The sequence below is a fragment of the Aeromicrobium senzhongii genome (assembly GCF_014334735.1).
GTDB classification, from domain to species: Bacteria; Actinomycetota; Actinomycetes; order Propionibacteriales; family Nocardioidaceae; genus Aeromicrobium; species Aeromicrobium senzhongii.
The window spans coordinates 2,001,142-2,014,214 of the sequence record NZ_CP060587.1 but is presented as its reverse complement, the minus strand read 5'-3'; the positions used below and the strand labels follow the sequence as shown (position 1 = coordinate 2,014,214).

Genomic DNA, 13,073 nt, shown 5'->3' with positions numbered 1-13,073 from the left:
GGCGGCGTTCGTGTGTCCGGGTGCTGTGATCAGCCGGTGAGGCCGGCGCGCGCCAGCTCGCGCCACACGATCGGCGCCATCGTGCGCACGAACGTGTCGGTGAGGTGGTTCGAGTCGGCGTAGACGGTGACGCCGCCGATCACGGCGGGGCACTTCCGCTCGTCGCACAGCACGTCGCGCAGGTCCATCGCGTGCGTGCGGTCACCGGCCTTGGCCGCAGTGACGAACGGGTCCGGCTCGACCAAGGTCTTCGACCGGTCCAAAGCACAGTCGGCCTGGCGGTCCTGGGGCGTCTGCTCCAGGCATGCGTTGACCTCGTTGCGCGCCTGCAGCGGGATGTCCGAGAGCGCGACGACCGGCACGCCACGGTCCGTCGCCGCCGACCACGCCTCGAGCAGCCCGGCCGTGCGCTCGTCCTCGCTGCCGGGAACCCGGTCCGCGCGCGCCGTCGTGATGACCAGGTCGTACTGGTCGGCCTTCTCGGCCATGATCGCCGACATCTGCTGCTTGAAGTCCACGCACTCGTCGACGTACTTGATCCGCCACGGGTCCGCGGTGGTCCACACGCAGCCGCTCTGGAAGTAGCCGTCCCACGCGACCTTGCCGTCGTCGGCCCACTCGCGCAGCACCGAGCTCATCATGCGCGCGTGCGAGTCGCCCACGATCGCGACCTTGAGCGTGTCGGGGTCGGCCCAGTCGCCACCGCTGCAGGGCTTGATCGCCTCGCCGACCGGGCGCTGCGAGCACCAGCCCTCGGGCGGACGGTCACCGTTGGCCGAGCGAGGGTCGGGGATCTGCAGCCGATCCAGTTCGGGGTTGTCGCACGGCTTCTCGGGATCGTGCGAGGCGGCGCCGAAGCATGCGGGCGCCTGCTCGGCGATGGACTCGGCGATCTCCTGATCGCGCTGCAGGGCCCGATCGCTGGACTTGATCGCCATCAGCGACGGCACGATCACGGCAGCCATGGCGAGCGCCGTGAGGCCGTACGTCAGCCGCGGCCGCGCGTGCTTCAGGAACGTCGACGTCCGCACGGGGTCCTCGATGAGCCGCGTGGACAGGCCCGCCAGGACGAATGTCAGGACGAGGATCCCCACCAGGGCGAACGGGCCGTTCTCGCGGCCGCGCACGAACGGCAGCAGCACGATGAGCGGCCAGTGCCACAGGTACAGCGCGTACGAGACGTCACCCGTCCACTGCACCGAGCGGCGGCGCAGCAGCGGCATGGGGGACAGGGCCGACCCCGGCGAGCCGGCCGCGATGAGAAGCACGACCGCGGCCACGAGTGCCACGATCGGCAGCCCTGGCACGGGCGTCGCCTCGTCGAAGAGCAGGCCCGCGGCGACCATGAACGCCAACGCACCCCAGGAGACCAGCGAGCGGGCGACATCGGGCAGTCGCTTCAGCAGGCCGGGGGAGAAGGCCAGCAGCGCCCCCGCGCCGAACTCCCACGCACGCGTCGTCGCCGCGAAGTACGCCTGCGGGACGCCCTGCGCGACGAGGTACAGGCTGTGAGCCAGGCTGGCCGCCACGACGACCGCGAGCACGGCCGCGATCATCGGTCGCCGGTCGCGCCCGAACCGCACCGCGAGCCACAGGCCGAGGGTCACCAGCAGCGGCCACACCAGGTAGAACTGCTCCTCGACCGACAGGGTCCAGTAGTGCTGGACGGGCGAGGCGATGTTCTCCTGCGCGAGGTAGTCCACCGAGTCGTCGGCCAGCAGCCAGTTCTCGACGTACACGGCCGACGCGATCATCTCGCGGAAGAACTGCGACCAGTACTGCTGCGGCACCCACAGCCACGTGGCGACGCCGGAGACTGCGATGACCGACAGTGCGGCCGGCAGCAGGCGCCGCGCCCGCCGGGCCCAGAACTGCGCGAACGAGATGCGACCGTCGCGGTCGATCTCGCGCAGCAGATGGCTGGTGATCAGGAAGCCCGAGATGACGAAGAAGATGTCGACGCCCACGTAGCCGCCGGGCAGGCGACCCGGCCACAGGTGGTAGATCACGACGAGCAGGGCAGCGAGTGCGCGCAGGCCCTGGATCTCGAGTCGATGATCGCGGGAAGGGGTGACGGCGCCGGGTGGGGAAGTGGCGAGGCGCGTGGTCACTGGCCGATACTCCCATGCTGACCCACGGCGTCTCGGTTGCAGTCGTTAGAATTCCGGGGTGCCGAACTTCACCGACGACGAACTCGAGACCGCCCTCAAGGTCCTGGGTGAGGCGCAGTATCTCGGTGACGAGGATGAGGCGTACATCGCTCTGCGTCGCGCCTGTGGCAAGTTCTACAAGGACGTCAAGAAGCAGCGCCGCCGCGCCAAGCGCGACGCCGTCAACGAGGCCGACCGCGAGGTCATCGAGCTGACGGCCACCGGCTCGCCACGCCGGATCGACGACGAGACCGCCGGCATCCCGCTGGTCTCGAACGTCAAGGGCGCCACCGCGGGCGTGCTGACCGTCGCCCGTGGCTGCTACATCTGCAAGCAGAAGTACACGGTCGTCGACGCGTTCTACCACCAGCTGTGCCCCGAGTGCGCCGCCCTGGGCCACGCCAAGCGCGACGCCCGCACCGACCTGACCGGCAAGCGCGCCCTGCTGACCGGAGGCCGCGCCAAGATCGGCATGTACATCGCGCTGCGGCTGCTGCGCGACGGCGCCCACCTCACGATCACGACGCGCTTCCCGCGCGACGCCGTCCGCCGCTTCAGCGCCCAGCCCGACAGCGCCGACTGGATCGACCGGCTCAAGATCGTCGGCATCGACCTGCGCGACCCGGCCCAGGTGATCGGCCTGGCCGACGAGGTCGCCGCGGCCGGCCCGCTCGACATCCTCATCAACAACGCCGCGCAGACGGTGAAGCGCCAGCCCGGCTCCTACTCGGCGCTCGCCGAGGCCGAGTCCCAGCCGCTGCCCGAGGGCTACACGCCCGAGTTGGTCACGTTCGGCCACACGAGCGACGCCCACCCCGCCTCGCTCGTCGGCTCTGTCACCACGCACCAGGAGTTGGCCCGCGATGCCGTGACCGCCGAGGAGCTCACGTCGATCGCCCTCGAGGCGGGCTCGGCCGACCTCGCGCGCATCGACGCCGGAGGTCTGCTGCCCGACATCGTCGACACCAACAGCTGGGTCCAGCACGTGGGCCAGGTCGACGCGCTCGAGCTGCTCGAGGTCCAGCTGTGCAACAGCGTCGCGCCGTTCATCCTCGTCAGTCGGCTGCGCCCCGCGATGGCCGCGTCGCCGGCGCGACGCAAGTACGTCGTCAACGTCTCGGCCATGGAGGGCCAGTTCTCGCGCGGCTACAAGGGCCCGGGTCACCCGCACACGAACATGGCCAAGGCCGCGCTCAACATGCTCACCCGCACCAGCGCCCGCGAGATGTTCGAGACCGACGGCATCCTCATGACGGCCGTCGACACCGGCTGGATCACCGACGAGCGTCCGCACGTCACCAAGAAGCGCCTCGCCGAGGAGGGCTTCAAGGCCCCGCTCGATCTCGTCGACGGTGCCGCGCGGGTGTACGACCCGATCGTCCGGGGCGAGGCCGGCGTCGACCTGCACGGCGTCTTCCTCAAGGACTTCGAGCCCTTCCCGTGGTGAGCCGATGGATCTCGCGAGTCTGACCACCGAGCGGTTGGTGCTGACGGCGGTGTCGCAGGACGACCTCGCCGACCTGCACGCGCTGCATGCCGACCCGCGGGTCTGGCGCCACCTGCCGTCGGGCGTGCACACCAGCGCGCAGCAGACCAGTGACGAGATCACGATGTACGCCGCGGACTGGGAGCGCGACGCGCTCGGCTACTGGACCGCGCGTCGGCGCGACGGCGGCGACCTGGTGGGCATCGGGGGAGTGCGGCTGAAGCCGACCGCAACCTGGAACCTGTACTACCGGGTCTCGGCCGACCACCACGGTCAGGGCTACGCGGGCGAGCTCGTCGAGGCCGCGATGCAGGCGGCCGCCACGGTGGCTCCCGATGCCCCGGTGGTCGCCTACCTGCTGGAGCACAACGAGGCGTCGCGGCGCACCGCCGAACGGGCGGGGCTGACGCAGGTCTGGAGGGGGCCGGACCGGGACGTGCCCGGCGGCGTCCGCCTCGTCTACGCCGACCGCGACCTGCCTACGGCGACCCTCGCAGCGCTGCACTGAGGACGCTCCAGTCCACATCGTGGACTTCCGGTCTCACAACTTGACCACGTGAGGAGGTCGGAGCACACTGTTCCCATGCACTCCCTGCTTCTCGTACTTCGCTGACGCGCCGGCCCACACCGCGCGCGTCCCGCCCTCGTCGCCTCACGGCCGAGGGTTTTTTCATGCGATGAATGGACCAGGAGAGGCAGGCAATACGATGGGGAACCGAGCACCGGCTGCGATCACGGGGTGGCCGGCAGACGAGACGGGTAAGGCAATGACCGAGACGGCACCGGAGACGATGACCGGGGCGCAAAGCCTCGTCCGATCGCTGGAGAAGGCCGGAGTCGAGGTCATCTTCGGGATCCCCGGCGGCGCGATTCTGCCGGCGTACGACCCGCTGTACGACTCCTCGATCCGACACATCCTGGTTCGACACGAGCAGGGCGCGGGCCACGCGGCCCAGGGCTACGCCATGGCCACCGGCAAGGTCGGTGTCTGCATGGCGACCTCGGGCCCGGGCGCGACGAACCTGGTCACCGCGATCGCCGACGCCTACCTGGACTCGGTGCCGATCGTTGCCGTCACGGGCCAGGTCGCCAGCACGGTCATCGGCTCGGACGCCTTCCAGGAGGCCGACATCCGCGGCATCACGATGCCGATCACCAAGCACAGCTTCCTCGTGACCGACCCGGCCGAGATCCCGCGCGTCGTCGCCGAGGCCTTCCACATCGCCTCCACCGGCCGTCCCGGCCCGGTCCTGGTCGACGTCGCGAAGGACGCGCTGCAGGCGATGACCACCCACGAGTGGCCCCACGAGCTGGCGCTGCCCGGGTACCGACCCACGACCCGCCCGCACAACAAGCAGGTGCGCGAGGCCGCCCGGCTCATCGCCGAGGCCGAGCGTCCCGTGCTGTACGTCGGCGGTGGCGTCATCAAGGCCGAGGCCGCAGCCGAGCTGAAGATCCTCGCCGAGCTCACGCAGATCCCCGTCGTCACGACGCTCATGGCGCGCGGCGCGTTCCCCGACTCGCACGAGCTGCACCTGGGCATGCCCGGCATGCACGGCTCGGTCGCGGCGGTCCTGGGCCTGCAGAAGTCCGACCTGCTGATCACCCTCGGCGCGCGCTTCGACGACCGGGTGACCGGCAACCTCGACACGTTCGCCCCCGGCGCCAAGGTCATCCACGCCGACATCGACCCGGCCGAGATCAGCAAGAACCGCGTGGCGGACGTCCCGATCGTGGGCGACGCCCGCGAGGTCATCGCCGACCTCATCCGCGCGCTGCAGAAGCAGACCGACGAGGACGAGCTGACGGGCGAGTACACCGCTTGGCGGAAGTACATCGTCGGCGTCAAGGAGAAGTTCCCGGTCGCGTACGACAAGACCGACGGCGGCCTCGCGCCCCAGACGGTCATCGAGCGCATCAACGCCGCCGCCGGTCCCGAGGCGATCTACACCTCGGGCGTCGGACAGCACCAGATGTGGGCCGCCCAGTTCGTGCAGTACGAGCGCCCGCGCCAGTGGCTCAACTCCGGTGGCGCCGGCACGATGGGCTACGGCGTGCCCGCCGCGATGGGCGCCAAGGTCGGCGCCCCCGATCGCGTCGTGTGGGCCATCGACGGCGACGGCTGCTTCCAGATGACCAACCAGGAGCTCGCCACGTGCGCGCTGGAGGGCATCCCGATCAAGGTCGCGGTCATCAACAACTCCTCGCTCGGCATGGTGCGCCAGTGGCAGACCCTGTTCTACGAGGGCCGCTACTCCAACACCGACCTGCACTCCGGTCCCGAGTCCATCGGGGCGCGCCGGATCCCCGACTTCGTCAAGCTGGCCGAGGCCTACGGCTGCGTGGGCCTGCGCTGCGAGAGCGAGGACGAGCTCGACGAGGTCATCGCCAAGGCGATGAGCATCAACGACGTGCCCGTCGTGATCGACTTCGTGGTCGAGCGCGACGCCATGGTCTGGCCGATGGTCGCGGCCGGCACGAGCAACGACGACATCAAGATCGCCCGCGATCTGGCCCCCGAATGGGATGAGGAAGACCTCTGATGCCCCAACACACTCTGAGCGTGCTGGTCGAGAACACCCCCGGCGTCCTGGCTCGCGTGTCGAGCCTGTTCATGCGCCGCGGCTTCAACATCGACTCGCTGGCCGTCGGCCAGACCGAGATCCCCGAGGTCTCGCGCATGACGATCGTCGTCAACGTCGACGAGCTGCCTCTGGAGCAGGTCACCAAGCAGCTCAACAAGCTGGTCAACGTGCTCAAGATCGTCGAGCTCGACTCCGGCGGCGCCGTCGAGCGCGAGCTCATGCTGATCAAGGTCAAGACCGACCAGCAGACCCGCGGGCAGGTCCTCGAGACGGTGCAGCTGTTCCGCGCCAAGATCGTCGACGTGGCCGTGGACTCGGTCACCGTCGAGGCCACCGGCGACTCCGGCAAGCTCACCGCGATGCTCAACGTGCTCGAGCCGTTCGGCATCCGCGAGATCGTCCAGTCCGGTCGCGTTGCGATCGGCCGCGGCTCGCGGTCGATCACCGACCGCACGCTGCGCACCGTCCCCGGCACGGCCGCCGGCTGAGCCTCTTCGCTTCCATCACGCGGGCGCACGTGCCTGCGTCCCAGACCCCTCAACAAGGAGAACCCCATCGTGGCTGAACTGTTCTATGACGACGACGCCGACCTGTCCCTGATCCAGGGCAAGAACGTGGCCGTGATCGGCTACGGCAGCCAGGGTCACGCCCACGCGCTCAACCTGCGTGACTCGGGCGTCGACGTGCGCATCGGCCTGCTCGAAGGCAGCAAGAGCAAGGCGAAGGCCGAGGCCGAGGGCCTGCGCGTCCTGTCCGTCGCTGAGGCCGTCGAGGAGTCGGACGTCATCGTCATCCTGACGCCCGACCAGGTCCAGCGTCACGTGTACACCGAGTTCATCGCCCCGAACCTCACCACGGGCGACGCCCTCGTGTTCGGCCACGGCTTCAACATCCGGTTCGGCTACATCAAGCCCGCCGAAGGTATCGACGTCATCATGGTCGCGCCCAAGGCCCCCGGCCACACGGTGCGTCGTGAGTACGTCGCGGGCCGTGGCATCCCCGACATCATCGCGGTCGAGCAGGACGCCTCCGGCACCGCCTGGGACCTCGCGCTCTCGTACGCGAAGGCCATCGGCGGCACGCGCGCCGGCGTCATCAAGACGACCTTCACCGAGGAGACCGAGACCGACCTGTTCGGTGAGCAGGCCGTCCTGTGCGGTGGCGTGTCCCACCTGGTCCAGGCCGGCTTCGAGACGCTGACCGAGGCGGGCTACCAGCCCGAGATCGCCTACTTCGAGGTCCTGCACGAGCTCAAGCTCATCGTCGACCTGATGTGGGAGGGCGGCATCGCCAAGCAGCGTTGGAGCATCTCCGACACCGCTGAGTACGGCGACTACGTCTCGGGCCCGCGCGTCATCGACGAAGGCGTCAAGGCGCGCATGGTCGAGGTGCTGAAGGACATCCAGTCCGGCGCGTTCGCCGAGCGGTTCATCGCCGATCAGGACAACGGCGGCAAGGAGTTCCTCGAGCTGCGTGAGAAGGAGGCCGGTCACCCGATCGAGGCCACCGGCAAGACGCTGCGCTCGCACTTCTCCTGGAAGCAGTCGGACGACGACTACACCGAGGGCAGCGCGGCTCGCTGAGCGGCTGAAGTCTCCGGACGCGGCGTCCCCGCCGACCCTCGGGTCGGTGTGGGGCGCCGCGTTCAGTGTGTCCGGGGCCGGGGCCGGGGAAGCAGCACGACCGGCACGGGGCTGTGGTTGACGATGCGCGTCGCCGTCGAGCCGACGAAGACGCGCGCCACGGGGCCGTGCCGGCTCGATCCCACGGCGAGAAGGTCGCCGGCGCGCCACTGGTAGGACTCCAGTGCCAGGGACCAGCGCTCGGCCGTGGTGACCTGGTCGGTCGTCACCTCGGTGTCGGGCGCCAGCTCGCGGATCTTGTCCGCCAGCTCCTGCTGATGGTTGCGGACCAAGGTGCTCCACGCCTGCTGGACACCTTGGTCGGCGAAGGCCGAGTACGCCGTGCGTGAGCCGCTGCGCACCGCGAACGTGACGATCTCGACCGGCACCTTCAGCCACGACGCGAGATCGGCGATGGGCTGGTGCAGCGCGACGTCCGACGCGGTGGGGTCGACGGCCACCACGAGGCGCTGGATGCCGTCGTCGTGGGAGCGGTAGCCCCGGGGGGCCAGCGCGATGGGGACGACCGAGCTGTGTGCGAGGCGGTCGTTCGTGCTGCCGAACGCGATCCGGCCCAGCGCGCCGTGCGAGGCCGACCCGGCGACGAGCATCCGGGCCCGGCGGGCGATGCACTCGTCCAGGAGTGCTTGGGGGACCGACGTCGCCGTCCTGGTGACCGCGGTCGGCTGGACGTCGGGGCCGAGATGCTCGCGCGCGGTGGCGATCGCCTCCTCGGCCTGCTCACGGAGGTCCGCACGCCACTCGTCCTCGACCCCCGCGAAGTCGCGCAGCGACCCCCAGCTGTCCTGCATGACGCTGACCAGCACGAGCTCGTCGCCGGTGGTGCGCGAGAGCTCGGCCGCCAGCTCCAGCGGAGCGGCGTTGCGGGTGTCCGACCCGAACCCGACGACGATGCTCACGCCGACTCCTTCCCCGCGGCCTGTTGGTGGAGCTTCGAGTGCTTGTAGCCGTAGAGGAAGTACACGACGAAGCCCAGCGCCAGCCAGACCACGAAGCGCAGCCACGTGTCCACCTTGAGGCTGGCCATCAGGCCGAAGCACGAAGCCACGGTGACGATCGGCACCAGCGGCACCCACGGCGTGCGGAAGGGCCGGTTCATGTCGGGCTGCGTGCGGCGCAGGACGATCACGGCGATCGCCACGACGACGAAGGCGAACAGGGTGCCGATGCTGACCATCTCGGCGAGGATCGAGATCGGCACGAAGCCGGCCAGCAACGCGACGGCCACGATCGTGATGCCCGTCATCAGCACGGGAGTGCCCCACGTGGGGTGGATGCGGCGGAACGCCTCGGGCAGCAGCCCGTCGCGCGCCAGGGCGAAGCCGATGCGCGGCATCGCGACCAGGTCGACCAGGATGACCGAGGTCAAGCCGGCCACGGCGGCGACGCCGATCAGGATGCCGGCCCACTCCAGGCCCACCTGGTCGAAGACATCGGCCACGGCGTCACCCTCGGACAACTTGGAGTAGTGGACCATGCCGGTCAGCACCAAGCAGACGCCGACGTAGAGCAGGGTGCAGATGCCCAGGGTTCCCAGCAGGCCGAGCGGCATGTCGCGCTTGGGGTTCTTGGTCTCCTCTCCGAGGTTGGCGACGGCCTCGAAGCCCGAGTAGGCGAAGAACACGACCGCGGCCGCGACGAAGATGCCCGTGATGCCGAAGGTGGCCGGTTCGACGCCTGACACGAACTGCCACAGCGGGGCGTGCAATCCACTGGCCTCCTCGCCGCCCTCGGGAGGTGCGGACTGGGGGATGAAGGGGACGAGGTTGCCGGTCTTGACGAAGAAGGCGCCCACCGCGATCACGAAGATGCAGACCGAGACCTTGATGACGACCAGGCCGTTGGTCACCCACGCCGACTCGCGGATGCCGCGCATCGCGACCCAGCCCAGCAGCACCACGATGAAGATCGCCCCGACGTTGACGACGGAGCCCTCCTCTGCGAACCACTTGTCCGGGAGGTCGAAGACACCGGCCAGGTATCCGGACCAGCCACGAGCCACGACGGCCGACCCGAGCGCGAACTCCAGGATCAGGTCCCACGCGATGATCCAGGCGAAGATCTCGCCGATCGTGGTGTAGCTGTAGGTGTACGAGCTGCCGGCGGTCGGCACGGCGGACGCCAGCTCGGCGTAGCAGAGGGCCGCCAGCAGGGCCACCGCACCGGCGATGAGGAACGAGATGGTCACGGCCGGACCGGCGTTGACCTTGGCCTGCAGGCCGGTCAGCGTGAAGATGCCGGTGCCGATCACGATGCCGATGCCGAACCCGACCAGGTCCTTGGCCGAGAGGTGTTTCTGGAGGTGACCGGCGCCGTCGGGCGAGTCGCCGTCGGGGCCGACGTCGTCGTTCTGGTGGATGACGTCGTCGACACTCTTCTTTCGCAACAGGTCCATGCCGCTCCTCGCCCGTTCGAGGCCGGCCCCGAACGGGCGGCCTTATGGAACTCTGCGGGCCCGGCGGGTGACTCGCAACACGAGCGAGGACGCCGTGACCGACGTCATTCAGGCGATGAGGTCGACGGCGTCCGGGTCGGCCGTGCCGCCGGTCTGCCCGGTGGTCACGAGGGCCCACGCGCGGGCCAGCCGGACGACCGCCTCCTCGAGAATCTCGGGACGCAGGGCGAACGGCAACCGCAGATGGTGCTCACCGAGGATGGGCACGGTGGGGAAGAACCGCGGGCCGGGTGTCAGGGTGAGCCCTTCGTCGAGCGCCACGGACGTCAGTGCCGAGCTCAACGGTGCCGGCAGGGTCGCCCAGGCCGAGAGTCCTCCGTCGGGCCGGCTCACCTGCCAGTCCGGCAGGCGGCGGCCGACGGCGTCCAGCAGGACGTCACGTCGCTCGCGCAGATCGGCGGTCCGCGTGCGCAGGTCGATCTCCCCGTCCTCGAGCGCCGTGGCCACGATCAGCTGGTCCAGCGCCGCGGTGCCGAGGTCACGCACCATGCGGGCCTGCACGAGGCGCGGCACGAGCGTGCGGGGTGCCCGGATCCAGCCGATCCTCAGCCCGCCCCAGAGCGACTTGGCCACGGATCCGACGACGATCGCGTCCGGCGCGTGCACGCCGTAGTGCTCGGGCTGGGGGAGTCCGCTGACGTTCACGTCCCGCAGCGTCTCGTCGATGATCGTGGTGACGGACCCGTGCGCCAGCGACCGGGCGATCTCGGCACGCGCCTCGGACGACATCGAGGCCCCGGTCGGATTGTGGAAGTCGGGCACGAGGAGCGCCAACCGGGCCGCGGGCGCGAGCCTCGCGACCTCGTCGACGGGCCAGGGGGAGTCGGCGATGGGCAGGGGGAGGAGGCGAGCCCCGGCGCGCTGGAGCATGTCGAAGGCGTGCGGATAGCCGCAGCCCTCCACCAGGACGCGGTCTCCCGGCCGGACCAGGGCCGAGACCAACAGCGACAGTGCGCTCTGGGCGCCCGTGGTGACGATGATCTGGTCAGGGTCGGTCGGCATTCCGTGGCGGGAGTACCGTGCGGCGATCCGCTCACGCAGGACCGGCAGCCCGTCGGGCAGATAGCCGTCCGTCGCCAGGACCGAGGGGAGGGCGGACATCGCACGCTCGACCAGTGCGGAGAATCCGTCGGGGGCCTCGGAGGCGGCGGCCGTCATCGCGATACCGTCCGGGCGGTCCGGGCGAGCGAGCATGCTCATCGAGCCCGACACGCCGAACGGCAGTTCCACCACGGTGCCCGAACCCTGGCGCGTGCGCACCAGGCCGTCCTCGCGCAGCACCTCGTAGGCGCGCGTCGTCGTGGTCCGGCTCAGTCCGGTGGCCTCCGCGAGGCTGCGCTCGCTGGGCAGGCGGGTGCCGGTGGTGATGCGGCCGTCCATCACGGCGGTGCGGATCGCCGCCGCCAGCCGCCGGTACGTGGGTCCGGCTCCGGCGTCCCAGGACCCCACGACAGTGGCCAATCGGCGGGCGGTGAGGGGCGCTGCTCTGTTCATGTGGCCACCTTGGCGCGATTGGCCATGGAAACCAAGTCCAATCGCGCGCATGCTGGGGGAATGTTCTGGTGGATGATGCTGGCCCTCGCAGTGTGGGCGATGGCGGCGACGGTGCGAGCCGTCCGGCGCGACGGCCTGCGGCGGGTGCCGACGGCGCGGATCGCTCGGCGGCCGGAGCCGCGTCGATGACGCGGCGGATGGTGCAGTTGCTGATCGGCCTGTGGCTGTACGGCGCCACGATGGCGTTCATGGTGCGAGCGGGGCTCGGGCTCAACCCGTGGGACGTGTTCCACGAGGGCGTCACGCATCACGTGCCGTTGACCTTCGGGCAGGTCGTGATCGCCGTGGGCGCGCTGCTGCTCCTGCTGTGGATCCCGCTGCGCCAGCGTCCCGGGATCGGCACCGTGCTGAACGTGCTCGTGATCGGGGTCGCCGCCGACGCCACCCTCGCGGTCCTGCCGCCGGCCGACGGCGTGCTGCTCGGATCGCTGCTCCTGCTGCTCGGCGTGGTGGGCAACGGCCTGGCCGGTGCGATGTACGTGGGCGCGGGTCTGGGCACCGGTCCGCGGGACGGGCTGTGGACGGGCGTCGTGCGTCGGACCGGGGCCAGCGTGCGGCGGGTGCGCACCGGTCTGGAGGTCCTCGTGCTGGTCAGCGGTTTCGCGCTCGGGGGAACGGTGGGCCTCGGCACGGTCCTCTACGCGCTGGGCATCGGTCCCATCGTGCAGGTCTTCCTGCCGTGGTTCGAGATCCGTCCCGCGGGGCCGGAGCCGGAGCCGGCCGCCGCGTGAACGGAGGGCTCAGGCGAGTTTGCGCAACGACCAGCCCAGCAGGAGCCACAGGACGCCCATGCCCATGGCGAACGCCGCGACACCGTAGGCCACGACCGAGGTGAAGAGCGAGGCGCGCAGGAACGACGCGTTCATCGCGACCTCACGCACCGGATCGTCCTGCTCCAGCTGGGCGTAGGTCTTGCCGCCCGTCGCCTCCAGGGCGTGCTTCTCGATGACCTGGGCCTCGGAGTAGGCGTCGAGTGGGCCGTTGACCTGCTTGCCGCCGAACCACTCGGCGTCCTCGGCGACGGTGATGTCCTGGGCCTTGAGCTGGTCGGTGACGACGTACCAGGTGGCCGCGCCGGCGATGATCAGCACGATCCCGGCCAGGATCGAGAGCAGTCCGACGACGCGGACGCCGCCGGTGTTGCGGGTGTGATGGGCGGTGTGCGAATCGGACATGACGTGCGCCTTCCGTCGGGAACCC

At 70.1% G+C, this 13,073-nt stretch carries 12 protein-coding genes; 7 read left to right on the top strand and 5 right to left on the bottom strand.

Features of this window, described 5'->3' with window-relative positions:
- Positions 1–29: 29 nt before the first annotated feature.
- Entirely contained in the window at positions 30–2,111 is a 2,082-nt protein-coding gene (locus H9L21_RS09985) for an acyltransferase family protein (RefSeq protein WP_154597026.1), read from the bottom strand.
- 58 nt (positions 2,112–2,169) lie between these two features.
- Between H9L21_RS09985 and H9L21_RS09980 the strand changes: the two genes are divergently transcribed.
- From H9L21_RS09980 to ilvC, 5 genes are all read left to right on the top strand, one after another.
- Positions 2,170–3,597 carry an SDR family NAD(P)-dependent oxidoreductase gene (locus tag H9L21_RS09980; protein WP_187411424.1) on the top strand — a complete coding sequence of 476 codons (1,428 nt, stop codon included), beginning with the start codon at positions 2,170–2,172 and terminating at the stop codon, positions 3,595–3,597.
- 4 nt (positions 3,598–3,601) lie between these two features.
- Positions 3,602–4,144 carry a GNAT family N-acetyltransferase gene (locus H9L21_RS09975; RefSeq protein WP_154597027.1) on the top strand — a complete coding sequence of 181 codons (543 nt, stop codon included), beginning with the start codon at positions 3,602–3,604 and terminating at the stop codon, positions 4,142–4,144.
- A gap of 259 nt (positions 4,145–4,403) precedes the next feature.
- On the top strand, positions 4,404–6,179 hold the full coding sequence (locus tag H9L21_RS09970) for an acetolactate synthase large subunit (RefSeq protein ID WP_154597028.1): 1,776 nt from the start codon (positions 4,404–4,406) through the stop codon (positions 6,177–6,179).
- Positions 6,179–6,709, top strand: coding sequence for an acetolactate synthase small subunit (gene ilvN, locus H9L21_RS09965; RefSeq protein WP_154597029.1), 531 nt, complete (start codon positions 6,179–6,181; stop codon positions 6,707–6,709). The genes H9L21_RS09970 and ilvN overlap by 1 nt, the downstream gene beginning before the upstream one ends.
- A gap of 69 nt (positions 6,710–6,778) precedes the next feature.
- The gene (ilvC, locus tag H9L21_RS09960; RefSeq protein WP_187411423.1) at positions 6,779–7,804 is read left to right on the top strand and encodes a ketol-acid reductoisomerase; all 1,026 of its coding nucleotides are present in this window, start codon (positions 6,779–6,781) and stop codon (positions 7,802–7,804) included.
- A 62-nt stretch (positions 7,805–7,866) separates the two neighbouring features.
- On the opposite strand, the gene H9L21_RS09955 is transcribed toward ilvC, so the two are convergent.
- From H9L21_RS09955 to yczR, 3 genes are all read right to left on the bottom strand, one after another.
- Complete coding sequence (locus tag H9L21_RS09955; RefSeq protein WP_187411422.1) at positions 7,867–8,763, bottom strand: universal stress protein; 897 nt, start codon at positions 8,761–8,763, stop codon at positions 7,867–7,869.
- Positions 8,760–10,259: an APC family permease gene (locus tag H9L21_RS09950; RefSeq protein WP_154597032.1), complete on the bottom strand. Its 1,500-nt coding sequence runs from the start codon at positions 10,257–10,259 to the stop codon at positions 8,760–8,762. Before H9L21_RS09950 ends, H9L21_RS09955 begins: the two co-directional genes overlap by 4 nt.
- 108 nt (positions 10,260–10,367) lie before the next feature.
- The gene (gene yczR / locus H9L21_RS09945) at positions 10,368–11,813 is read right to left on the bottom strand and encodes a MocR-like transcription factor YczR (RefSeq protein ID WP_187411421.1); all 1,446 of its coding nucleotides are present in this window, start codon (positions 11,811–11,813) and stop codon (positions 10,368–10,370) included.
- A gap of 60 nt (positions 11,814–11,873) precedes the next feature.
- Here yczR and H9L21_RS15485 point away from each other — a divergent pair, with 60 nt between their 5' ends.
- Positions 11,874–12,002: a hypothetical protein gene (locus H9L21_RS15485; RefSeq protein ID WP_255467029.1), complete on the top strand. Its 129-nt coding sequence runs from the start codon at positions 11,874–11,876 to the stop codon at positions 12,000–12,002.
- The gene (gene yczE, locus H9L21_RS09940) at positions 11,999–12,604 is read left to right on the top strand and encodes a membrane protein YczE (protein ID WP_154597034.1); all 606 of its coding nucleotides are present in this window, start codon (positions 11,999–12,001) and stop codon (positions 12,602–12,604) included. Before H9L21_RS15485 ends, yczE begins: the two co-directional genes overlap by 4 nt.
- A gap of 9 nt (positions 12,605–12,613) precedes the next feature.
- Here yczE and H9L21_RS09935 read toward each other — a convergent pair whose 3' ends face one another.
- Complete coding sequence (locus H9L21_RS09935; protein ID WP_154597035.1) at positions 12,614–13,048, bottom strand: aromatic ring-opening dioxygenase LigA; 435 nt, start codon at positions 13,046–13,048, stop codon at positions 12,614–12,616.
- Between the last annotated feature and the right edge of the window lie 25 nt (positions 13,049–13,073).